The following is a 22,827-nucleotide window of genomic DNA, read 5'->3' as shown; positions in this document are numbered from 1 at the left end:
CTGCTCAGCTCGACGAGGTCGAGGCGAGGTGGCTGGCGATGAAGCTCGACTGCGACTGGAGCTTGCTGAGGCTGGTCTCGAGCGCCGCGTACTGCGTCTGCAGCGTCGACTTCCGCGCCGCGAGGCGGTCGGTCCAGCGGTCGATCTGGTCGTTGAGGTCCTTGACCACGGCCTGCTGGCCGGTGATCGCGGTGGTGATGGAGCCGGTGTACTTGTCCGACGCCGACGTCGCAGCGGCACCGACAGCGGTGGCCATCCCGGACAGGATCGCCTGGGTGCCCTGCGGGTCCGCGGCGAGGGCCTTCTGGAAGACGTCCGCGTCAAAGGTGAAGTCACCCGAGCGGGTGATCGAGATGCCGATCGACGACGGGGACTTGCCGTTCACCGGGGCCGACATCGTGCTCGTCAGCCGCTGCACGGCGTCCCGGCTGCTGGCGTCGCCGAGGAGCACACCCGCGGTGGTCGTCGTCGCGCCGGTGGACGGGCTCGTCGTGCTGGTGACCTTGGTGTTCGAGGCGTAGTAGGACGCGACCGCGTTGATCGCGTCGACCAGGCCGGACGCGACCGCCTGGGCCTTGGTCGTGTCCTGCGCGACCGAGACGGTGACGGGGTCGGTGGTGGCCTGGGAGACGGTGACGTCCACGCCGGGCACGAGGTCGCGGAAGGTGTTCGACGCGCTCGTGACGGTCTGCGCGGCAGCCGTGCCGGCCCACAGCGTGACCGAGGCGTCGCTCGCCTGCTTGACGACCGCGGCACCGGCCTCCGTGAGCACGTTCGTCGCCGTGCCCGCGGCGACCTCGTCGGCCGTTCCGCGGTGGATCGTGAAGGCGCCTGCTGAACCGGAGGCGGTCGAGCTGAGCTGGAGCCGCCAGAGTCGGGTGCCGTCGGCCGCAGTCCCTGCCTGCACCTTGGTGGCGGTCACCCCGGCACCGGACTTGGTGATCGCGGCGGCGACGTCGTCGAGCGAGCCGGACTTCGGCGTGACGGTCGTGGTCGTGCCGTCGGCCTTCGTGATGGTCAGCGGCTGTGCGTCGGCGGACCACGTCGACATCGCCGCGGTGACGCCGACCTGGGCGGACGCGGTCGACCCGACCGAGAAGCTGATGGACCCGGGCGCGGCGGTGGCGCTCGTGGCGACCGTGACCCCGGGGGCCGAACTGGTGGCGGAGAAGACGTCGAGGGACGCGGGCTTGGCGGCGTCGGTTGCCTTCGTCGCGAGGGTCTGCACCAGGGAGTTGATGGTCTGCAGGGACGAGACGAACGCGGTGGTCGCGGTGACCTTGTTCTTGAGGAGCGTCTGCGGGACCGTCTCGATGGACATCAGCGAGTTGATGAGGCTCGTGGTGTCCAGGCCGGAGACGAGTCCGTCGATGGCGAAGCTGCCGCTCGACACGGAGGACGTTGACATGGGTGCTCCTGTTCAACGGGGCAGATCGGGGCGCGCGCCGACGACGGCACGCAGGGGTGCGCCGCCCCCCGGGAGGCCTGAACTGTCCCGGAGGGCGGCGCGGGTCACGCGTTGCGCGTGGTGGCTAGCGGAGCAGCGACAGGACGCCCTGCGTGCTCTGGTTCGCCTGCGCGAGCATCGACGTGCCGGCCTGGCTGAGGATGTTGTCGCGCGTGTACTTGACCATCTCCTCCGCCATGTCGACGTCGGTGATGCGGGACTTCGCAGCGGTCAGGTTCTCCTTGGCCACGTTCGTCACGTTGATGGCGTGGTCGAAGCGGTTCTGGACGGCACCGATGTTGCTGCGAGCGGTCGAGACCGACTTGATCTGCGCGTCGATCGCGGTGATCGCCAGCTGCGAGTTCGCGTTCGTGTCGAACGCGAGCTTGCCGCCGGTCCCCGTGGTGAGCGCGTCGGCCACCGTCTTCACGTTCGCGCCGGAGAGGTCGACGTCGATCTTGCTGGCGTCGTCGCCGTTCGCCCCGACCTGGAACGTCAGCTTGCCGTCCTTGCCCGCACCGGCGGACCCGTCGAGCAGGTTGATGCCGTTGAAGTTGGTCGAGGCCGAGATGCGGGTGAGCTCCTTCTGGAGCTCGCCGACCTCGGTCGTGATGGCGGTGCGCGAGTCGGCGTTGTTGGAGTCGTTGCCGGCCTGCACGGCGAGGTCACGCATGCGCTGGAGGATGGAGTGGGTCTCGGTGAGGCCACCTTCAGCGGTCTGCACGACGGAGATGCCGTCCTGCGCGTTGCGGGCGGCGACCGTGAGGCCACCGACCTGGGACTTCAGCCCCTCGGAGATCGACAGACCGGCCGCGTCGTCGGCAGCACGGTTGATGCGGAGACCCGTCGAGAGCTTCTCGAGGGACTTCGACAGGTCGTTCTGCGTCGAGTTCAGGTTCCGGTACGTGTTGAGTGCCGAGAGGTTGGTGTTGATGGACATACCCATGGTGATTTCCTCCGTGAAGTGTGGGTCTTCGCCGGCCCGTCCGTGGGCTGGCATCGTTGCCTGTCGGCCGGGCGGCCGGAGGCGTTAGGAGAACCGGAGCGTTTTTTCCGCGCCGAGCGTCCTCCTGGTCTCAGCTCGCGGCCACCTGGTGGGTCGCGGTCGCGTGCTGGACGGCTCGGGCGACGCCGGCCGTGGCGTTCGCGGCCACGCGGGCCAGGTAGGCGCTGCGGCGCGCGGCGGTGGTGCGCGACGCGGGTTCGGGGGCCGGCTGGCCGTCGCCGTAGTGCGTGGCGAGGCCGTCGCGGAGCAGGCGCATCGCCTCGGAGCGCTGCTGCGAGACCGCCGAGTGGGTGATGCCGAGCTCGGCGGCGACGTCGGTCACCGAGCGGTCGCCGAAGTAGACGGCCTCGACGACGAAGCGCATGCGCTCCGGCAGGGCCTCGACGGCGGCGCGGAGGTAGCGGTCACGCTCGGTGTCGACGAGCTCGTCGCCGGGAAGTGGCAGGTCGGCGGCGACGGTGTCGTGCACGGTCTCGTCGATCGGGCTCGTCGTGCGGCCGGCGTCGCTCATCGCGTCCACGGCGGTCTGACGGTCCACACCCATCGCGTCGGCGATCTCCTGCACGGAGACGCTGCGGCCGAGACGAGCGGACAGGGCTTCCTGCGTGGCGAGGACCTCGCGGATGCGCTTGCGGGTCCCGCGGCTCGCCCAGTCGGCGGAGCGCATGTCGTCCGCGAGCGCACCGGTGATGCGCGTCCGGGCGTAGGCGCCGAACGGGACGCCGAGGGTGGGGTCGAACGCGTCGGCGGCCGCGACGAGCGCGAGCGAACCGACGGCGGCGAGGTCGTCGCGGTCGAGGTGGGTGGCACGGGCGCGGACGTCCGCGACGATGTAGCCCACCAGCGGCAGGTGTTCGACGATCATCGCGTTGCGTTCGGTGCGGTCCATTGGTCTTCCCCTGGTCGACTCGTGCTGACTGACCCCGTCCGTGGGCACGACGAACACCGGCCGCGTGGTGGCCGGTCGGTACGCCGAGGTCCCGCTCGGTTCCCTCCGAGCGGTGCACCTGCGCCGTTCCCGACGCCGTCCGGGTGTCCCCCGGTGGTGCGCTTCTGAAGGTATCGGCTGGCAATCGCTTGGACACCCCTGTGAACGGCCCCAATGCGGGGGGACGAGGGGTGTCGAGGGGTCCGCATTCGGGGGGACACGGGCAGGAGAACGGTCGTTCCTGTCCCCTGTTCTGAGGGTGGCGGCGGGCCGCGTCGGGCGTCGTGCTTACGCGCTTCCCGGACTGGCCGATAGTCCACCGTGTCCGACTGGACGACCGACAACGGGAGGAGCTGATGAGCGTGAACGACCTGTCTGCCGTGCTCTGGCGCGAACGAGAGCTGCTCGAGATGCTCACCTTCAAGCTCGAGGAGGAGCAGCTGCTGCTCGCCGCCGGCCGCTCCCGCTGGGTCTCGCACGCCAGCCGTGAGGTCGAGCAGGTGCTCGCACGCCTCCGCACCACCGGCCTCGAGCGCAGCGCCCAGAGCGCCGCCGTCGCCGAGGAGTGGGGCGTCGACCCCGACGCTCCCCTGCGCGAGGTCGTCGCCGCTGCCCCGGCCGGACCGTGGGGCGAGATCCTCGCGTCGCACCTGCAGGCGATGCTCGAACTGACGACGCAGATCGGCGCCCTCCGCGACGAGAACGACCGCTTCCTCCGCACCGCCGCACAGTCGACCGAGGAGACCCTCGCCGGGTCCGTCGGCGACACCGCGACCTACGACGCCTCCGGTGTCTCGGGTCGACAGGGCAGCGAAGCACGCCTCTTCGACGGGAGCCTGTAGCCATGGTGAGCACCTTCGGGTCCCTCGCGACCGCGTACTCCGGCCTGAGCGCCGCCCGCGCCGGCATCGACGTCACCGGGCAGAACATCGCCAACGTGAACACCACGGGCTACACGCGGCAGCGCGTCACGCAGACGTCGGTCCCCACGGCGCAGACGGGCTTCATGCGCGGCACCGCTGCCCTCGCCGGCCAGGGCGTGTCCATCGACGGGATCGCGCGGCTCGGCTCCATGACCCTCGACGCGGGCGTCCGTGCGGCGGCGGGTTCCTCCGCGTACGCCACCACCCGGGCCACCGCCCTCGACCAGCTCGAGACGGGGCTGCACGAGCCCGGCACCGACGGACTGTCCGGGAAGCTCGACGCGTTCTGGTCGTCGTGGAGCGACCTCGCGTCGCACACCGAGGACCCCGGCGCCGGGACCGCACTCCTCGGCGCTGCCGGCACCGTCGTCGCCGCGCTCGCCAGTGGCTCGAAGGCCGTCGACGCCCAGTGGACGAGCGTCCGCGGGACGGTCGTCGGCCAGGTCCAGCAGCTCAACGACGCGGCGAAGCAGATCGCCGACCTGAACGGTCGCATCCGCACCACCCTGGCGGGCGGCGGCAGCGCCAACGAGCTGCTCGACCAGCGCGACCAGCTCACCGAGCAGGTCGCATCGCTCGCGGGCGGCACCACCCGGACCAACGCCGACGGCACGGTCGACGTGCTCATCGGCGGGAACCCGCTCGTGCAGGGCAGCGACGCCCGGTCGATCGCCCTGGGCGGCGGCACCCGACTCGGCGACGGCGCCCCACTCACCCTGACCTGGACCTCCGGGTCCGGCTCGGCCGTCGGGCTCGGCGGCGGCTCAATCGCCGGCAACCTCTCCCTGCTCGCCCCGGCGAACCAGGGCGGGACGGGCGGCGCACTCGCGCAGGCCTCCGCCGCCTACGACGCCACCGCCACCGCCATCGCCACGCAGGTGAACGCCGTGCACCGCACCGGCACGACCGCGGGCGGCGCCACCGGGACGGACTTCTTCGCCCTCGCTGCCGGTGTCCCCGCAGCGCAGGGCCTGACGGTCCTGCCCACCGACGCGAGCGGACTCGCGACGCGGAACGCCGCCGGCGACCACGACGGCTCCGTCGCGGACGCCGTCGGGCAGCTGGGCGCTGCCCTGACGCTCCCGACCGCACCTGGTCCGCGTTCGTGGCGGGCGTGGGCACGGCCTCCCGGTCGGCGACGTCCGAGTCCACGCTCTCCGGCCTCGCGCTCACCAGCGCCAGGACCCAGCAGCAGTCCAGCGCGGGCGTCGACCTCGACGAGGAGAACGTGAACCTGCTGAGCTACCAGCACGCGTACCAGGGCGCGGCGCGCGTCCTGACCGCCGTCGACGAGATGCTCGACACCCTCATCAACCGCGTCGGCCTCGTCGGGAGGGGATGACCGTGATCGCCCGTGTGACCACCCAGATGTCCATGGCGGCAGCGACCAACCGGCTGCAGGCCGGGGCCGCGAAGCTCGCGCAGCTGACCGAGCAGGCCACCACGCTGAAGAACATCGGCAAGCCCTCCGACGACCCCGTCGGCACCGCGTCCGCGATGCAGGTGCGCAAGGAGCAGGCCGCGAACGCGCAGTTCACCCGCAACGCGGACGACGCCGCCGGTTGGCTCGCCACGACCGACAGCGCGCTCGGGGACGTGTACTCCGTGCTCGCGAAGGCCCGGGACCTGACGGTCCAGGCCGCCAACACCGGCAGCATGAGCGACACCGACCGGGACGCCGTCGTGACGCAGCTCCGCGCCCTGTCCGCCGACCTCGCCGCGTCCGCCAACACGAAGTACGGCTCGCGTTCCGTGTTCGCCGGTTCGACCACCGCGGCGACCGCGTTCGACCCGGCCACCGGGTGGGCATCGTCCACCGCGACCGTCGACCGTCGCATCGGGGACGGCGCCTCGGTCCGCGTCGACACCTCGGGGCAGGCCGTGTTCGGCACCGGCAGCACGTCGGTGTTCGCCGCGCTCGACTCCATCGTGACCGACCTGCAGAACGGCGTGAACGTGAACCCCCGGCTGAACGAGCTCGACGCGCACCTGACGACCGTCCGCGGTGTGCAGGCCGACGTCGGCGTGCGGCACGCGTCCGCGCTCACCGCGCAGTCCTCGTTGAAGTCCTCCTCGGTGGACCTCGAGGCACGCCGGTCGTCGGTCGAGGACAAGGACCTCGCGAAGGCCGTCCTCGACCTCCAGCTCCAGCAGACCAACTACCAGGCAGCACTCGCCGTCACCGCGAAGGTGCTGCAGCCGACCCTGATGGACTACCTCCGATGAACATCGCCCTCACCTTCACCGTCGCGCCGTTCGGCCTCGAGCCGCTCTCCGCCTTCGTGCTCTCCCCCATCGAGCACACCGACGGCCTGTTCGCGCTGGTCGGCTCGGGCACCACCGACACCGGGGTCGAGGACCCGCGGCTGTTCCTGCTCGACGCCGCGGTGCACCTGCCGTCCTACGCGCCGGAGCTGTCGGACGTGCAGGCCGCGTCGATCGGGCTGGACTCAGCCGCGGACGCGATGCTGCTCGTCGTGGCGAACGCCGGGTCCGGTTCCGGCGATTCGGGTTCCGGTTCGGGTTCTGGTTCTGGTTCTGGTTCTGGTTCGGGCATGACCGTCAACCTGCTCGCGCCCGTGGTGGTCAATGCCCGCACCGGTGTCGGCGCCCAGTTCATCCTCGACGGACAGGACCTGCCGCTCCGCGCCGAGCTCGTCCGCGGGTAGCGCGGGGCGGGCCGGCGCTCCTCTCCTGCCCGCCGCTCGGCTGCCGCCGCTCGGCTGCTGCCGCCCCCGCCGTCCGGCTGCCTCCGCCTCCGCCTCGACTCAAAACGACACCATCGCTGTCGTACGACTTCCACCTTGTCGCTCGGCGCACGCGCGGCGGGTTCTCGAGTGAGCCCGCGACAAGCTCGCTGTCGTACGACATCGACGGTGTCGCATGCCCTCGCTCGACACACGTTCCCCGGCGAGCCCGCGACAAGATCGCTGTCGTACGACATCGACGTTGTCGCCCATTCCGCCGCGCGGCTCCACCACAGCCTGGAGGCTCGGCTCGCCATCCACAGATGAGCCACCGGCGGCCTCGTGGCTGCTCTGTGAACGCGATCGTGGGGTCATGCATGAACGAGTCCTGGCCGTCCCGCTCATCCGGACAGCCGACCATGAGAGCGCCGAGCGGCGGGCCCTGCAACGTCGTGCCCGTCGCGGGGAATTGCACGTCGTGCGGCCTGGCGTGTTCGTCCAGGTCGAGGCGTTGGAGCAACTCCTCCCGGAAGAGCACCACGTCCTCCTGGCCCGAGCGTCCGCGCCGTCAGTACGTCCTCCGCGCAGCTACTCGCACGCGACTGCCGCAGCGATCCACGGGATGCCGTTCGTCGAACCGCCCCCGAGCCGCCTGCACGTCCGGGACCCCCGACGGGCGCGTCCGGACTCGACGACGCTCCTGTTCGTACACCCGGACGTCACGGTGCAGCAGACGAGTCGTTGGGGTGGACTGGAACCGACGTCGTCGACCACCTTCTGCGGCGCATCGGTCACCTCGCTCGTGCGGACGCTCGTCGATGTCGCTGCCACAGCGCCTGCGATCGCGTCAGTGCCGATGATCGACGCAGCACTCGGCCGCAGACTCGTCCTGCCGGAGATGCTCGACGACGAGTTGACCGCCGTGGAGCCGAAGGAGCATGCCCGCGCACACCGAGCGGTCGCGATGGGGTCGCCGCTGTCCGACTCACCAGCGGAGTCGATCGGACGCGTGCGCTTCCGCCAGCTGGGAGCACCCGACCCGGTCCAGCAGCACGAGTTCGCGCATCCCGGCGAACGGCGGACCAGGGTCGACTTCTGGTTCCCGGACCAGGGCGTCGTGGTCGAGATCGACGGTCGAGCCAAGTACGAGGACCCGGCGATGCTCGGCGGGTCGACGACCGCCGACGCCCATTGGCAGGAGAAACGGCGCGAGGACTTCCTCCGGTCGTTCCCCGAGGTCAGGTTCATCGTCCGCTTCAGCTGGTCCGACCTGATGGACCTCGAGACCGTCCGAGCAGCGCTCGTCCGCGTGGGCATCCCGTGCCGATGACCGACACGAGTGCCGGGAAGCAGAGGGCCCCTCAGATCGCCCTGTCCACCGGATGGTGTGCCCGTTGCCGGTCGACCACGTGCTCCGACGTGTCCGGCCGTGCGCCGGCGCCGACGCCGATGACCTCTCCGACACCAACCCGGGCGCCGTGCACGCGTCCCGTGCCCTTGATCACGCCGCCGCGAGCATCCGGGTCCGGCGCTGCGTGGTCGTCACCGCCCTCGAGCACCACGTCCCGGACTGCCACCGCCCCGAGCAGCTGCGCTCCCGCCCCGAACGACGCCGGCCCTTCGACGAACGCACCACCGTGGAGGCGTGCTTCGTCGGCGACTTCGACGGCAGAGCCCCGACGAGCGACGATGGTCACGCCACCTGGCCCGAGGACGACTCCGGCCCCGATCGACACTCGCCCGCCGTCGGCGATCACGGTGACCGGCCCCGGTCCGAGCACCGTCCCGGCCCCGATCGTGATCGATCCCGAACCACGCGCGGACACCACGATGCCCGGGTACAGCACGACGCCGTCACCGAATTCGACGGCGCCCGCCACGAGCGTCGAGCCCGGGTCCAACACCGCCACCCGAGGAGCCAACGCCGCGACCTCGGCGACGGTGCGGTACCCGGCCTCACGTCTGACGCTGTCGAGCGCGTGTTCTGGAGCCATCCAGCGAGCCTTCCACATGCTCGGCGTAGCGTTGCGGCATGGCCCCGAAGCAGAACAACCGGTCGGACCAGCGGGACCAGGCGATCATCCCCCTGCCCTCCGCGCCGATCGACCAGACCACCCCCAAGCCCGACGTCCCCACCACCACCACGGGCCGGGCCAAGATGCTCGACCGTGTGATCGACGTCCAGCGCCCTGTCGTGATCGCACACGTCAACGCCGTGCGGCGTCGGCACCCGAACGCGTCGCCCGCCGAGATCATCCAGATCCTCGAGCGGCAGTACCTCGCCGCGGTGACGACAGGCGGCGCTGCCGTGGGTGCGAGTGCGGTGGTGCCCGGCATCGGCATGGTGGCGAGCTTCGGCCTCAGCGGCGCCGAGACGATCGGCTTCCTCGAGACCACGGCACTGTTCGCGCAGTCCGTGACCGAGGTGCACGGCATCGCCCTCGACGACCCGGAACGCTCGCGCACCCTGGTCATGGCAATGATCCTCGGCGCGCCGGGCACACAGCTCATCAAGCAGCTCGCGGGCCAGGCGGCCGGCGGACAGGTCCGGACGGCGTTCTGGGGCGAGATGGTCGCGTCGTCGCTGCCCAAGCAGGCGGTCAGCGGGATCGGCAAGCAGATCCGCGACTCGTTCATCAAGCGCTTCGTGGCCCGTCAGGGCACGTCGATGCTCGGGCGTGCACTGCCCTTCGGCATCGGAGCGGCGGTGGGCGGGATCGGCAACCACGCGCTCGGGCGCAAGGTGATCCAGGCCTCCCGCGAGGGCTTCGGGCTCCCGCCGACGCAGTTCCCGATGATCCTCGACCAGAAGGCCCCGAAGCAGCTCGGCCGCGGACTGCCCTGGCGCCGCAAGGGCAAGCAGGACGACGCCGAGGACGCCGGCGACCAGCAGCGGCGGTCCGACACCGCGCTCTGACCGCTCGACCGACCGGACGGGAGGCCCGTGGCGACACCGCTACGCGCCTCCCGTCCGAAGTCAGGCCGGCAAGGCCGGCAAGGCCGGCAAGGCCGGCAAGGTCGTCGGACCGCGCCGGCACAGCGGGAGCCCCCTCAACGCCGCGCCTTCGCGGTGGCTCGGGCGTTGGCCTTCTTGATCGCCTCGACCAGCTCGTCCTTCTTCATCGAGGACCGTCCGCTGATCTCCAGCCGCTTCGCGACGTCCATCAGGTGCGCCTTCGACGCGTTGGCGTCCACACCGTCCTCGGTCGTGCCGGAACCGCGCGAGCCCGCGGCACCGGAGTCCGACGGCCCAGGGGACTCCTTCTCCTCCCAGTGGTCACCAACCTTCTCGTACTCGTGTTTGACGGCCGCGAAGGCGGTGCGGTGCGCCCGCTCCCCCTCGCCGTACGTCTCGTTCGCCGAGTCGAGCGTCTTCGCGTAGATCTCCTGCGCGTGCTCCGGCGACCGCTGCAGGGTGCTCGGGATGTCGTCCTTCGCTGGCATGTGTCCTCCTCGGGTCTCCATCACCGGTACTCGCAGGGCCTGGCAGCCCTCGGAGAGCAGCGGGTAGACCAGACCCATGGACTACACACACCTCGGACGGACAGGGTTGTCGGTGTCACGAGCAGTGCTCGGCACCATGAACTTCGGACCGGAGACCAGCGAGGACGACTCGCACGCGATCATGGACCGGGCCCACGAGCTCGGCGTGAACTTCTTCGACACCGCCAACGGCTACGGCGGCTCGGTGGGCAAGGGTGCCACCGAGGAGATCATCGGCCGCTGGTTCGCCAAGGGCGGTGGCCGTCGCGAGAAGACCGTGCTGGCCACGAAGGTCTACGGCGAGATGATCGAGTGGCCGAACGGCGGCAAGCTCTCGGCGTACAACATCCGGCAGTCGCTCGACGCCAGCCTCCGTCGTCTGCAGACCGACCACATCGACCTCTTCCAGATGCACCACGTCGACCGGGACACCCCGTGGGACGAGATCTGGCAGGCCATGGAGCTCGCCGTCGCCCAGGGCAAGGTGCTCTACGTCGGTTCCTCGAACTTCGCCGGGTGGCACATCACCCAGGCACAGGAGGCCGCGAAGCACCGCAACTTCCTGGGCCTCGTCAGCGAGCAGTCGATCTACAACCTCGTCGTCCGCGACGTCGAGCGCGAGGTCCTGCCCGCCGCCCGTCACTACGGCCTCGGCCTGATCCCGTGGTCCCCGCTGCAGGGTGGCCTGCTCGGCGGCATCATCGAGAAGACCGAGCAGGGCTCGCGTCGCCTCAGCGGCCGCAGCGCCGAGTACGTCGAGGGCCACCGCGACCAGCTGACGGCGTACGAGGCCTTCGCGAAGGAGCTCGGCCACACCCCGGGCGAGCTCGCGCTGGCCTGGCTCCTGCACCAGCCGGGCGTCACCGCGCCGATCACGGGCCCGCGCACGATGGAGCAGTGGGAGTCGGCCGTCCGCGCGACGGACATCCGCCTCGACGACGCGGCGCTCGCGCGACTCGACGAGCTGTTCCCCGGCCACAAGACGTCGCCGGAGGACTTCGCCTGGTGACCTGAGCAACCAGCCTGGAGGCCCGGTGCGCGTCCGACGCGCACCGGGCCTCCGCCATGTGGCCACCCACGCTCGGTGCGCGCAGCGCCGACCGCGCACCGTGCGCCTCCGCTCAGCCCGTGCCCGATTCCCCACCCCGTGCGACCTCGTGTCCCGGCACGGAGCGGTCAACCTCGCACCACGCGCGAACACCCACGCGCCAGACACCCGCCTCCAGACCATGCGCCTGCGCCCCACACACGTCAACGGCCCCCACGCCGGAGCGCAGGGGCCGTCGAACGGGATCCAGACCTACCGGACGTTGACCGGCGTGCGGTCCTCCTCGTCGTAGAGGACGTAGCCCTCTTCGCCGTGGACCGCGGTGTCGATGCCGGCGACCTCGTCCTCGGTCTTCACACGGAAGCCGATCGTCTTCTCGATGACGAAGCCGATGATGAAGGCCAGGACGAACGAGTACGCCCCGACGGCACCGGCAGCGGCGGCCTGCTTGCCGAGCTGCTCGAACGAGCCGGAGTAGATCAGCCCGGTGTCGTTGGCGAAGAAGCCGAGGAACAGCGTGCCGAAGATGCCGCCGACCAGGTGCACGCCGACCACGTCGAGCGAGTCATCGAAGCCGAGGCGGTACTTCCAGTCGATCGCGAAGCAGCAGACGATGCCGGCGAGGAAGCCGAGGACGATGCCCCAGCCCGGGGTGAGTGCAGCACAGGCCGGAGTGATCGCGACGAGCCCGGTGACGGCACCCGAGGCGGCACCGACGGACGTGGCCTTGCCGTCCTTGAGCTTCTCGATGAGCAGCCAGCCGAGGATCGCGGCGGCGGGGGCGGCGAGCGTGTTCACCCAGGCGATGGAGGCGATGCCGTCAGCAGCGCCCTCGGAGCCGGCGTTGAAGCCGAACCAGCCGAACCACAGGATCGCCGCGCCGAGGAGGACGAAGGGCGGGTTGTGCGGCTTGTGCGCACCCTTGGCGAACCCGACACGCTTGCCGAGGACGATCGCCAGGGCGAGCCCCGCGGCACCGGCGTTGATGTGCACCGCGGTGCCACCGGCGAAGTCGATGACGCCCCACGTGGCAGCCCACCCGGAGGTGAGGTTGAACACCCACGAGGCGACCGGGAAGTAGACGACCGTGACCCAGACGCCGGCGAAGATCATCCACGCGCCGAACTTGGCACGGTCGGCGATCGCACCGGAGATGAGCGCGACCGTGATGATCGCGAACGTGGCCTGGAAGCCGACGAAGGCCATGGAGGGGTAGGCGGCGTCGATCTTCGAGGCCGTGGCCTCCTCGAACGCCTGGCCGAGGCCGAGCTGGTTCCAGTCGATGCTGAAGAACCCGACCACGCCGGAGATCGCCGTGTGGTCCCCGGTGTTGGCGAACGCGATCGCGTAGCCGTAGAGCACCCAGAGGACGCTCACGAGCGCGATCGCTCCGAAGGACATCATCATCATGCTGATGACGGACTTGGCCTTCACCAGTCCGCCGTAGAAGAACGCCAGGCCTGGTGTCATGAACAACACCAGCGCCGCCATCACCAACACGAACGTCGTGTTGCCCTGATCAAGCATGTCTCACCTCTCGGTTGCAGTGCGGTTTCCACGTCGGCGGTGCTTGCTGTGCAACGGGGACCGACCGTGTCCGCCTCGGGTAGGACAGAGTCTGGCGAGGTGGTGTTTCGCAGGGGAACGCAGCGTGTTTCGCGGGTGTAACGCGATGCGCCGCCGTGTAAACGTCGTGTTACCGGCAGGCAGGAAAGCGCACGGGACCAGCAGGGAACGCACCGGCCAGCACGGGCACCGGACGGGCCAGCACGGGCACCGGACCGGCCTGGAGGCTCCCCCGGACCCCGCCCCGTGGCCGCGCGGCGCGCAGGTGGCTCAGTCCAGGGCGCGGGTCAGCGCGACGACGCGGCTCGCGGCACGCAGGTACTTCTTGCGGTACCCGCCGTCGAGCATCGACTCGGGGTACACCGCATCGAGCGGCGTCCCCGACGCGACGATCCGCACCTGGGCGTCGTACAACCGGTCGACGAGCGCCACCCAGCGCAGCGCGTCGGTCTGGTCGCGGAACTCGGCCACATCGGTGAGCCCGACGGCGTCGAGCCCGTCCACGAGCGCGACGTACTTCGAGGGGTGCACCGATGCCAGGTGGGCCACGACGGACCGGAAGTCGTCCTGTGTGACCTGGGCGGGGCCTCCCGGCAGTTCGGCGGCGACGTCGGACACGACGCGAGCCGACTCGTCAACGGCCCGTCGACGGAAGTCGAGACCGTCGATGCGCATGGTGTCGAACCGGTCGGACATCGCCTGGATCTCGCGGAGGAAGTCCTGCGCGGCGAAGCGGCCCTCGCCGAGGGCTCCTGGCGGCGTGTTCGACGTGGCGGCGAAGCGGGTGCCGGAGTCGCTGAGCTCCCGGATCAGCCGCGTCATCACCATGGTGTCGCCCGGGTCGTCGAGCTCGAACTCGTCGATGCACACGAGCGACGTGCCGCGGAGCAGGTCCACCGTGCCCTGGAAGCCGAGCGCACCGACGAGCGCGGTGTACTCGATGAACGTGCCGAAGGTCTTGCGGCCGGGCTCCGCGTGGTACGCCGCGGCGAGCAGGTGGGTCTTGCCGACGCCGAACCCGCCGTCGAGGTAGACCCCGGACGTCGTCGGCGTCTCCGGCGACGAGGAGCGCCGGCGCCCGAACAGCCCGCGCTTCGCCGGCTCCGGGCGGGTCGCGACGAAGGCGGCGACGGCGTCGCGGACGTCGGCCTGCGACGGGTAGTCCGCGTCCGGACGGTAGGAGTCGAACGACGCGTCCGTGAACTGGGGCGGGGGCACCAGCGCCGCGGCCATCTGCTGCGGCGACACCTGCGGGTCACGGTCGACGAGGTGCTGGGGCAATGGGTGCCTTCCGGGAAGGGTGTCGTGCGAGGTCACGTTGCACCGGGGTGACAGTACGTCCGCGTACCGTTGCTCCCGACGCCGAGCACCGATCCTAGTCCGGCGCCACCACGCTCAAGGAGGCCCCCCGATGACCGCACCGGTCGACCCGTCCGACACGTTCCGCGACTACGCCCACCCCGAGCGGCTGGTCTCGACCGCGTGGCTGCAGGACCAGCTCGACGCCGGAGCCGTCGGCACCGCGGACCTCGTGGTGGTGGAGTCCGACGAGGACGTCCTGCTCTACGAGACCGGCCACGTGCCCGGTTCCGTGAAGATCGACTGGCACACGGACCTCAACGACCCGGTACAGCGCGACTACATCGACGGCGAGGCCTTCGCCCGGCTCGTCGGCGGCAAGGGGATCGGCCGCGACACCACCGTCGTCATCTACGGCGACAAGAACAACTGGTGGGCCGCCTACGCCCTCTGGGTCTTCACGCTCTTCGGCCACCAGGACGTCCGCCTGCTCGACGGCGGCCGCGCGAAGTGGATCGCCGAGGACCGCCCCGTCACGACCGACCGCTCCGCCGTGACCCCGGCCGAGTACCCCGTCGTCGAGCGCGACGACGCCCCGGTCCGCGCGTTCAAGGAGGACGTCCTCGCGCACCTCGGCGAGCCCCTCATCGACGTCCGCAGCGCCCCCGAGTACAGCGGGCAGCGCATCACCGCGCCGGACTACCCGGAAGAAGGGGCGCTGCGCGGCGGCCACATCCCCACCGCCGTGAACATCCCCTGGGCCACCGCGGCGGCACCGGACGGCACGTTCAGGTCCCGCGCCGAGCTCGACGCCGTGTACCGCGAGGGCGCCGGCATCGGTGACGCCGACCAGGTCATCGCCTACTGCCGCATCGGGGAACGCTCGAGCCACACGTGGTTCGTCCTGCAGCACCTGCTCGGCTACGAGAACGTCCGCAACTACGACGGCTCCTGGACCGAGTGGGGCAGCGCCGTCCGCGTCCCGATCGTGCAGGGCACCGAGCCGGGAGCGCTGCCGACCCGATGAGCGACACCACCGAGCTCCCCGCCGTCCTCGCCGAGACCCGCGACGACTTCCTCGCGCTGACCCAGGCCGACCGGCTGCAGCTGCTCCTCGAGTTCTCGAACGAGCTGCCCGCGCTGCCGGAGCGCATGCAGGGCCACGAGGACGAACTCGAACGCGTCGAGGAGTGCCAGTCCCCCGTGTTCATCCTCGTCACGGTCGGCGAGGACGGCGACGCCCCCGACGTCGTCCGCATGCACGCCACCGCCCCGCGCGAGTCCCCGACCACGCGTGGCTTCGCGTCCATCCTGGCGCAGGGCCTGTCCGGCCTGACCGTCGACCAGGTGCTCGCCGTGCCGGCGGACTACCCGCTCACCATCGGGCTGTCCGAAGCGGTCAGCCCCCTGCGCATCCGCGGCATGGTCGGCATGCTCGGGCGCGTCCAGCGGCAGGTGCGCGCGCTGGCCTGAGCGCGCTGGCGACCCGGTGACGGACGGGAGGCCCGTGGCGGCGTCGCCACGGGCCTCCCGTCCGTCGTCCGGTCGTGTCTACCGCGCGCTGGCCGCGCCGTCCCGCTGGACCACCTCGGTCAGCCACGCGAGGATGCGGGCGTCGAACCAGTCGGCGTCGTGGTTCCAGAGCTTGGTGTGCCGGGCCTCGTGCGCGACCTCGAGCCGGACCAGGTCCGGGCGGGCCGCGGCCAGCGCGTACGACGCCGAGGACGGCACGAAGCCGTCGTCGTCGCTGTGCAGCAGCAGGATCGGCACCGTCAGCTCGTCGGCGCGGGCGACCATGTCGAGCTCGCGGAGGTCGACGGGCTGCGCGAGCCCGGCCAGGCGGTGCAGCACCGGCGTGCGGAGCACCCGCTGAGCCACCTTCCTGACCACCCGCGGCAGGCGCATCGCCCGGCTCTGGGACTTCAGCACCGCGTGCCAGTCGACGACGGCCGACTCGAGCACGACGCCGTCGACCAGGTGCGCCAGCGGCGACCGCACGAGGGTCTGCAGGACGACCGCGCCGCCCATCGACCAGCCCATCAGCACCACGCTCGTCGCGCCGTGGGCGGCGACCCAGCGGAGGGCGGAGTCGACGTCCTCCCACTCGGTGGAGCCGAGGCCGTAGCGGCCGTCCACGCTCTTCGGGGCGACACCGTCGTTCCGCCACGAGGCGAGGAGCACCGAGTAGCCGGCGGCGCGGAAGACCGGCACGGCGCGGATGGTCTCGGCGCGGGTGACGCCACGGCCGTGCACCAGGACCGCCCACGGGGCGGCGGGGTCGTCGGCGCGGACGACCCACGCGGGCGCGGGACCGTTCGGCGTCGGGACGTCGACGTCCTCGACCGGGACGTCGAGCTCGCCGGGGGTGAGGTAGAACCAGCCGCCCCACCGGCCGCGGCGGGCGTCGGTGGGGTCGCCGGCGTCGATCGCGATGATGCGGCGCGTGACCGTGCCGGGTGTGGTGGCGAGGACGTCGCCGACGCGCATGTGGCCGGTGCCGCCGCCGAACCACAGGCTGTATCGGCCCTGCAGCTCGGTGTCCGGCGTGCGCTCGAGGGTCACGGTGCCGCGGATGCGGTCGACCTCGATGATCGGGACCCGTTCGGTGCGCTTGCGGTCCGGCGTGACGACCATCCGGGCGATCGCGGCCACGAAGCCCCCGACGACGGCGGTGCCCACGGCAGCGGCGGCGAGACCGGTCCTGAGGGCGATGAGTCCGGCGGAGCGCGCTGCGCCCTGCGCCGGCTCCACGGCGGGTCGCGCGGAACGGGACATGGTCCGGAGCCTAGTCTGCATTCGTGTCCGACACCCATGAGCCCACGGCCGAACCGGAGGCCTTCGCCGGCCTCCGCGCGTTCGTGTCGACGGGTGGGATCCGCAGCGAGACCACGGTGACCGAGATCCCGTCGCCGTCCCGTCTCGCGCCGTTCTCGATCGCCCTGGCCGCGGACGTGTCCGGCGTGGAGCACGGGGTCGACTCCGACCTCGGCACCGGCCGGTTCATCGCGCTGTACGACCCGTCCGAGCCCGCCGGGTGGGCTGGCGCCTTCCGCATCGTGACGTTCGCGCAGGCGCCCCTCGAGCCGGAGATCGGCGTCGACGAGTTCGTCGCCGACGTGACGTGGAGCTGGCTGGTGGACGCCCTCGCGGCCCACGGGGCCGAGTACGACCACGCATCGGGCACCGCAACCAAGATCATCTCCCGCGGCTACGGCGACCTCGCGGCCCAGGGCGACGGCGCACAGCTGGAGCTCCGGGCGTCGTGGACGCCGCGTGGCACCGACCTCGTCGCGCACGTCGAGGCCTGGGAGGAGATCGTCGCCATGCTCGCAGGACTCCCGCCGTCGTCGGACGGCGTGACGCTCCTCGGCCCCAGGAGGCTCGCCCGTGACTGACCCCGCTGCTCCCCGCCGCGTCCCGATCGACCCGTTCGCCGTGCCGGAGTCGGTGCAGGCGGCGGCCGACGCTGCGGCGGCGCCCGCTGCCGCGCCTGCGGCGGCGTCCGCTGCCGCGCCTGCTGCGGCGCCTGCTCCTTCCTCGGACGACGCTCAGACGCCGGTCGACGCGCGGCCTGCCGACGCCCCGGCCCCGGCCGCCACGGCCTCGGCTGACGTCCCCGCCGCCGCCCCGTCCTTCGAGGCGACCCACGACGCCGTCAAGGTCATCGAGTCGCGCGAGGACTACCTCGCCGCCGTCGAGCGCATCGCCGCCGGACACGGCCCCGTCGCGGTCGACGCCGAGCGTGCCAGCGGCTACCGCTACTCCCAGCGCGCCTACCTCATCCAGGTGTTCCGCCGCGGAGCCGGTGCGTTCCTGTTCGACCCCATCACCATCAAGGACTTCCGCGAGCTGCAGGACGCGATCGTCGACGAGGAGTGGCTGTTCCACGCCGCGTCGCAGGACCTCCCCTGCCTGCGCGAGGTCGGCCTCGTCCCGACACGCATCTTCGACACCGAGCTCGGCGCCCGCATCGCCGGGTTCCCCCGCGTCGGCCTCGGTGCCGTCGTCGAGCAGCTCCTCGGGATCACGCTCGCGAAGGCGCACTCGGCCGCCGACTGGTCGACCCGTCCGCTGCCGCAGTCGTGGCTGGTGTACGCGTCGCTCGACGTCGAGCTGCTCCCCGACCTCCGGGACGCCCTCGCCGCCCAGCTCGACGAGGCCGGCAAGACGCAGATCGCGCAGCAGGAGTTCAACGCGGTGCTGAACCGCGCCCCGAAGCCGCCGAAGGCCGAGCCGTGGCGTCGCCTGTCCGGCATGCACGCGCTCCGCGGGCAGCGCGCCCTCGCGATCGCCCGGTCCCTGTGGGAGGCCCGTGACGCCTTCGCCCAGGAGACCGACATCGCCCCGGGCCGCACCATCCCGGACGCGGCCATCGTCGCCGCTGCCGCAGCCGCACCGGAGACCCGCAAGGACCTGTCGGCGGTCAAGGCCTTCACCGGTCGTGCCAGCCGGTCCGAGCTCGACCGCTGGTGGGCCGCCGTCGCGGCAGGGCGCACCACCGAGGACCTGCCGAAGCTCCGCGGCCGTGGTGAGCCGACCCTGCCGCCGCCCCGCGCGTGGGCCGACCGCAACCCCGAGGCCGACCGCCGCTACAAGGCGGCACGTGCCGCCGTCGCCGCGCGCGCCGAGGAGCTCGACATCCCGCTGGAGAACCTCCTCACCCCGGACACCCTCCGGACGGTGGCGTGGGAACCGCCGGCGGACGTCTCGACCGCGGGTGTCGGAGCGGCCCTCGTGGCCCTCGACGCGCGCCCCTGGCAGGTCGAGGAGACCGCCGCCCGCATCGCCGAGGCGTTTGTGGCAGCCGGACAGGACGACGGCGGGGCGACTCCCGCCTCGTCGTAGGAACCGACCAACCGACATGCGGCCCCTCAGCCGCGGGGCATAGCGTCGGGTCGTCGCCGGGGTCTGCCCCGGCCAGGGTCAGGGCGCGACCGAGCGCCCTGACTCGATCGATGTGGATCTGTGGAGGCCAGCTTGGCAAAGGCATCAGACGTCGTGTTCGTCGACGGCGTGCGGACACCGTTCGGACGCGCCGGGGAGAAGGGGGTGTTCTGGCGGACCCGCGCCGACGACCTCGCGGTGCACGCGATGCGCGGCCTGCTCGACCGGAACAGCTCCCTCGACGGAGCCGCCGTCGACGACGTCGCCGTCGCCGCGACGACCCAGCAGGGCGACCAGGGCCTGACCCTCGGCCGCACGGTGGGCATGCTCGCCGGGCTGCCGAAGTCCGTCCCCGGCTACGCCGTCGACCGCATGTGCGCCGGTGCCATGACGAGCGTCACGACGCTCGCGGGAGCCATCGCGTTCGGTGCCGCGGACATCGCCATCGCCGGCGGGGTCGAGCACATGGGACGCCACCCGATGGGCTTCAACGCCGACCCGAACCCGCGCTTCGTCGCGGAGCGCATGGTCTCGAGCGACGCCCTCGTCATGGGCGCCACCGCCGAGCGACTCCACGACCGCTTCCCCGCCATCACGAAGGACCGCACCGACGCCTTCGCCGTGCAGTCCCAGCAGCGCTACGCCGCCGCCTGGGGCGCCGGCAAGCTGCAGCCGGACGTCATCCCGGTCGAGGTCAACACCGGTCAGGGCTGGGACATCGTGTCGGCCGACGAGCCGCCGCGTCCCGGCACCACCCTGGAGGCCCTGGCCGCGTTGAAGACGCCGTTCCGGCCCCACGGACGGGTCACCGCCGGCAACGCCGCGGGGCTGAACGACGGCGCGACGATGAGCCTGCTCGCGTCGTCCGCCGGCGCAGCGGAGCACGGCCTGCCGACGAAGATGCGCATGGTCTCGTTCGCCTTCGCCGGCGTCGAGCCCGAGGTGATGGGCGTCGGCCCGGTCCCCGCCACCGACAAGGCCCTGTCGAAGGCCGGCCTGTCGATCGACGACATCGGCCTGTTCGAGATCAACGAGGCCTTCGCCGTGCAGGTGCTCGCGTTCCTCGACAACTACGGCATCGCGCAGGACTCGCCGAACGTGAACGCCTGGGGCGGCGCGATCGCCGTCGGGCACCCGCTCGCCTCCAGCGGCGTCCGCCTGATGAACCAGCTCGCGGCGCAGTTCGCCGAGCGTCCCGACGTCAAGTACGGCATCACCACGATGTGCATCGGGCTCGGCCAGGGCGGCACCGTCATCTGGGAGAACCCCTCGTACAGCAAGTCCGCGGCACGGAAGGCGGCCTGACCATGACCATCGCCGAGAACGACCAGCTGACCACCCTGAGTGAGGACGAGGTCGTCACGCACTCCTACGTCAAGCACGTCGCGCTGCCCTCCGGCGGCACACTCGCACTCATCACCCTCGACAACGGCAAGGACTACAAGCGTCCCTCGACGCTCGGCCCGCGCACGCTCCGCGAGCTCTCCGACGTGCTCGACACCCTGCGCGCTGCGGCGGCGGCGGGCGAGGTCCAGGCCGTCGCGGTCACGGGCAAGGAGTACTGCTTCGCCGCCGGGGCCGACCTCTCCCAGGCGTCGTCGGTGCCCTCGCGTGAGGTCGCCCACGACCTGGCCGCCCTCGGCCACGCCACCCTCCGCAAGTTCTCCGACCTGGGCGTGCCCTCGTTCGCGTTCGTGAACGGGATCGCGCTCGGCGGTGGCCTCGAGGTCGCACTGCACTGCACGTACCGGGTGTTCTCGTCCGCCGCACAGGGCATCGGCCTGCCCGAGGTCTTCCTCGGCATCATCCCCGGCTGGGGCGGTGCGACGCTGCTCCCCCGCCTGATCGGCCCCGAGAAGGCGCTCCGCGTCATCGTCGAGAACCCGCTCAAGAACAACCGCCTGATGGACGGTGCAGCCGCCGTCGACCTCGGCATCGGCGACGCACTCATCCCCTCCGTGACGTTCCTGCCGTCCGCCGTCGCCTGGGCGGACGGCGTCGTGGCCGGTCGCACCAAGGTCGTCCGGAAGAACGAGCCGGGCATGCTCGAGAAGGCCGCGTGGGGCACGGTCGTCAAGGTCGCGCGCTCGCAGGTCACGTCGAAGATCGGCTCGGTGCCGAAGTCCCCGTTCCGCGCGCTCGACCTCGTCGCCGCCGCGAAGTCCGGGTCGCTCGACGAGCGGTTCGCCGGCGAGGACGACGCCCTCGCCGACCTGCTCTCCGGTGACCAGTTCGCCGCGTCCATGTACGCGTTCGACCTCGTGCAGAAGCGTGCGAAGCGACCGGTCGGTGCTCCCGAGGGCGTCGAGGCGAAGAAGATCACGAAGGTCGGCGTCCTCGGTGCCGGGCTCATGGCGTCGCAGTTCGCGCTGCTCTTCGCCCGCCGGCTCGGTGTCCCCGTCGTCATCACCGACGTCTCCCAGGAGCGCGTCGACGCCGGTGTCGCACGGATCCGCCAGTCCGTCGAGGAGATGCTCGGCAAGGGCCGCGTCTCGCAGGACGATGCGAACCGGATCACCGCGCTCGTCACCGGTTCGGTGTCCTACGACGCCTTCGCCGACGCCGACTGGGTCATCGAGGCCGTCTTCGAGGAGCTCAGCGTCAAGCAGGACGTGTTCCGGAAGATCGAACAGGTCATCGCTCCCGATGCCATCCTCGCGACGAACACCTCGTCGCTGTCCGTCGACGAGATGGCCTCCGTGCTCCAGCACCCCGAGCGTCTGGTCGGCTTCCACTTCTTCAACCCGGTCGCGGTCATGCCGCTGCTCGAGGTCGTGCGGGCGTCCCAGACGTCCGACGAGGCCGTCGCCACCGCGCTCGCCGTCGCGAAGACCCTGAAGAAGACGGCCATCGTCACGGCGGACCAGCCGGGCTTCGTCGTCAACCGGGTCCTCGCGCGGGTGCTCGGTGAGGCGATGCGCGGCGTCGAGGAGGGCACCTCGTTCGAGACCGTGGCAGCGGGTGCCGCTCCCCTCGGCCTGCCGATGTCGCCGTTCGAACTGCTCGAGCTCGTCGGCCTGCCGGTCGGCGCGCACGTGCTCGACTCGCACCACGCCGCCTGGCCGGAGCGCTTCTACCCGGGCGACGGCCTCAAGCGGATCGCCGAGCACGGCACGATCCTGACGCGCGACAAGAAGGGCTCGGTGACCGGGTACGACCCCGCTGCCGTGAAGCTCGTCGCGCCGTCGAAGAAGGACGTCGCACCGGTGGACGCCGCGACCATGCAGCAGCGCTTCGAGGACGCCCTGGCCGACGAGGTGCACCGCATGCTCGAGGACGGGGTCGTCCAGCACGTCGAGGAGATCGACCTCGGACTGATCCTCGGCGCGGGCTACCCGTTCCAGGCCGGTGGCATCAGCCCCTACCTCGACCGGAGTGGTGCGTCCGAGCGCGTCTTCGGCGGCGCGTTCCACACCCCGCGCATCGTGGGCCCCGCCTCCCGCTGACCCCCCCCCTGCAAAACACCGGTGTTCGGGCACCGCGCCGCGTCCTTCCGCGGCGCGAAGCCTGGACACCGGTGTCTTGCGCTGCCCCGACTCCGGCTCCGGCGGCGTAC

Annotated in this window: 22 protein-coding genes; 14 read left to right on the top strand and 8 right to left on the bottom strand. The window is 71.5% G+C overall.

All coding sequences use genetic code 11. From position 1 onward, the window contains the following. Window positions 1-4: 4 nt before the first annotated feature. From fliD to OVA28_RS12515, 3 genes are all read right to left on the bottom strand, one after another. The gene (gene fliD, locus OVA28_RS12525; protein WP_268097188.1) at window positions 5-1,408 is read right to left on the bottom strand and encodes a flagellar filament capping protein FliD; all 1,404 of its coding nucleotides are present in this window, start codon (window positions 1,406-1,408) and stop codon (window positions 5-7) included. 124 nt (window positions 1,409-1,532) lie between these two features. Beyond that, window positions 1,533-2,393: a flagellin N-terminal helical domain-containing protein gene (locus OVA28_RS12520; protein WP_194661027.1), complete on the bottom strand. Its 861-nt coding sequence runs from the start codon at window positions 2,391-2,393 to the stop codon at window positions 1,533-1,535. A 130-nt stretch (window positions 2,394-2,523) separates the two neighbouring features. Beyond that, window positions 2,524-3,342, bottom strand: a complete 819-nt coding sequence (locus OVA28_RS12515) for a sigma-70 family RNA polymerase sigma factor (RefSeq protein ID WP_194661028.1) — start codon at window positions 3,340-3,342, stop codon at window positions 2,524-2,526. Window positions 3,343-3,737: 395 nt separating this feature from the next. Between OVA28_RS12515 and OVA28_RS12510 the strand changes: the two genes are divergently transcribed. The 6 genes from OVA28_RS12510 to OVA28_RS12485 all read left to right on the top strand — a co-directional run bounded on the left by OVA28_RS12510 (window position 3,738) and on the right by OVA28_RS12485 (window position 8,321). Next, window positions 3,738-4,223 carry a flagellar protein FlgN gene (locus OVA28_RS12510; RefSeq protein ID WP_268097187.1) on the top strand — a complete coding sequence of 162 codons (486 nt, stop codon included), beginning with the start codon at window positions 3,738-3,740 and terminating at the stop codon, window positions 4,221-4,223. 2 nt (window positions 4,224-4,225) lie between these two features. Then, on the top strand, window positions 4,226-5,536 hold the full coding sequence (flgK, locus tag OVA28_RS12505; RefSeq protein ID WP_268097186.1) for a flagellar hook-associated protein FlgK: 1,311 nt from the start codon (window positions 4,226-4,228) through the stop codon (window positions 5,534-5,536). Beyond that, window positions 5,533-5,646: a flagellar basal body rod C-terminal domain-containing protein gene (locus OVA28_RS12500; RefSeq protein WP_268097185.1), complete on the top strand. Its 114-nt coding sequence runs from the start codon at window positions 5,533-5,535 to the stop codon at window positions 5,644-5,646. Before flgK ends, OVA28_RS12500 begins: the two co-directional genes overlap by 4 nt. Before the next feature lie 2 nt (window positions 5,647-5,648). Next, on the top strand, window positions 5,649-6,530 hold the full coding sequence (gene flgL / locus OVA28_RS12495; RefSeq protein WP_268097184.1) for a flagellar hook-associated protein FlgL: 882 nt from the start codon (window positions 5,649-5,651) through the stop codon (window positions 6,528-6,530). Further along, complete coding sequence (gene fliW, locus OVA28_RS12490) at window positions 6,527-6,973, top strand: flagellar assembly protein FliW (RefSeq protein ID WP_268097183.1); 447 nt, start codon at window positions 6,527-6,529, stop codon at window positions 6,971-6,973. Before flgL ends, fliW begins: the two co-directional genes overlap by 4 nt. An 874-nt stretch (window positions 6,974-7,847) precedes the next feature. Continuing rightward, window positions 7,848-8,321, top strand: a complete 474-nt coding sequence (locus OVA28_RS12485; RefSeq protein WP_268097182.1) for a hypothetical protein — start codon at window positions 7,848-7,850, stop codon at window positions 8,319-8,321. A gap of 31 nt (window positions 8,322-8,352) precedes the next feature. Here OVA28_RS12485 and OVA28_RS12480 read toward each other — a convergent pair whose 3' ends face one another. Next, complete coding sequence (locus OVA28_RS12480) at window positions 8,353-8,985, bottom strand: hypothetical protein (protein ID WP_268097181.1); 633 nt, start codon at window positions 8,983-8,985, stop codon at window positions 8,353-8,355. 38 nt (window positions 8,986-9,023) lie between these two features. Here OVA28_RS12480 and OVA28_RS12475 point away from each other — a divergent pair, with 38 nt between their 5' ends. After that, window positions 9,024-9,908 carry a hypothetical protein gene (locus OVA28_RS12475; protein ID WP_268097180.1) on the top strand — a complete coding sequence of 295 codons (885 nt, stop codon included), beginning with the start codon at window positions 9,024-9,026 and terminating at the stop codon, window positions 9,906-9,908. Between the two features lie 134 nt (window positions 9,909-10,042). Here OVA28_RS12475 and OVA28_RS12470 read toward each other — a convergent pair whose 3' ends face one another. Then, entirely contained in the window at window positions 10,043-10,435 is a 393-nt protein-coding gene (locus OVA28_RS12470; RefSeq protein ID WP_268097179.1) for a ChaB family protein, read from the bottom strand. Between the two features lie 76 nt (window positions 10,436-10,511). Between OVA28_RS12470 and OVA28_RS12465 the strand changes: the two genes are divergently transcribed. Then, window positions 10,512-11,483 (top strand): aldo/keto reductase, encoded by a 972-nt coding sequence (locus OVA28_RS12465; protein WP_268097178.1) that lies wholly within the window; start codon window positions 10,512-10,514, stop codon window positions 11,481-11,483. 291 nt (window positions 11,484-11,774) lie between these two features. Here OVA28_RS12465 and OVA28_RS12460 read toward each other — a convergent pair whose 3' ends face one another. Together OVA28_RS12460 and zapE are read right to left on the bottom strand one after the other, a co-directional pair. After that, window positions 11,775-13,049: an ammonium transporter gene (locus tag OVA28_RS12460; protein ID WP_194661038.1), complete on the bottom strand. Its 1,275-nt coding sequence runs from the start codon at window positions 13,047-13,049 to the stop codon at window positions 11,775-11,777. Between the two features lie 309 nt (window positions 13,050-13,358). Then, window positions 13,359-14,369, bottom strand: a complete 1,011-nt coding sequence (gene zapE, locus OVA28_RS12455) for a cell division protein ZapE (protein WP_268097177.1) — start codon at window positions 14,367-14,369, stop codon at window positions 13,359-13,361. Window positions 14,370-14,499: 130 nt separating this feature from the next. Between zapE and OVA28_RS12450 the strand changes: the two genes are divergently transcribed. Both OVA28_RS12450 and OVA28_RS12445 read left to right on the top strand, forming a co-directional pair. Beyond that, on the top strand, window positions 14,500-15,414 hold the full coding sequence (locus tag OVA28_RS12450; RefSeq protein ID WP_268097176.1) for a sulfurtransferase: 915 nt from the start codon (window positions 14,500-14,502) through the stop codon (window positions 15,412-15,414). Next, window positions 15,411-15,860 (top strand): SufE family protein, encoded by a 450-nt coding sequence (locus tag OVA28_RS12445; RefSeq protein WP_268097175.1) that lies wholly within the window; start codon window positions 15,411-15,413, stop codon window positions 15,858-15,860. Before OVA28_RS12450 ends, OVA28_RS12445 begins: the two co-directional genes overlap by 4 nt. A gap of 78 nt (window positions 15,861-15,938) precedes the next feature. Here OVA28_RS12445 and OVA28_RS12440 read toward each other — a convergent pair whose 3' ends face one another. Further along, entirely contained in the window at window positions 15,939-17,162 is a 1,224-nt protein-coding gene (locus OVA28_RS12440; protein WP_268097174.1) for an alpha/beta hydrolase family protein, read from the bottom strand. A gap of 23 nt (window positions 17,163-17,185) precedes the next feature. Between OVA28_RS12440 and OVA28_RS12435 the strand changes: the two genes are divergently transcribed. From OVA28_RS12435 to OVA28_RS12420, 4 genes are all read left to right on the top strand, one after another. Continuing rightward, window positions 17,186-17,782 (top strand): DUF3000 domain-containing protein, encoded by a 597-nt coding sequence (locus OVA28_RS12435; protein ID WP_194661042.1) that lies wholly within the window; start codon window positions 17,186-17,188, stop codon window positions 17,780-17,782. Between the two features lie 268 nt (window positions 17,783-18,050). Further along, the gene (locus tag OVA28_RS12430; RefSeq protein ID WP_268098203.1) at window positions 18,051-19,232 is read left to right on the top strand and encodes an HRDC domain-containing protein; all 1,182 of its coding nucleotides are present in this window, start codon (window positions 18,051-18,053) and stop codon (window positions 19,230-19,232) included. A 132-nt stretch (window positions 19,233-19,364) separates the two neighbouring features. After that, a complete protein-coding gene (locus tag OVA28_RS12425) occupies window positions 19,365-20,576 on the top strand; it encodes a thiolase family protein (protein WP_268097173.1) in 1,212 nt (403 codons plus the stop codon). A gap of 2 nt (window positions 20,577-20,578) precedes the next feature. Further along, window positions 20,579-22,717 carry a 3-hydroxyacyl-CoA dehydrogenase NAD-binding domain-containing protein gene (locus tag OVA28_RS12420; RefSeq protein ID WP_268097172.1) on the top strand — a complete coding sequence of 713 codons (2,139 nt, stop codon included), beginning with the start codon at window positions 20,579-20,581 and terminating at the stop codon, window positions 22,715-22,717. The last annotated feature ends 110 nt before the right edge of the window (window positions 22,718-22,827 follow it).

The sequence above is a fragment of the Curtobacterium sp. SL109 genome (genome assembly GCF_026672405.1).
In the GTDB taxonomy this organism is placed as follows: domain Bacteria; phylum Actinomycetota; class Actinomycetes; order Actinomycetales; family Microbacteriaceae; genus Curtobacterium.
The sequence above is the reverse complement of the archived record's forward strand: the minus strand, read 5'-3'. Positions and strand labels throughout refer to the sequence as shown.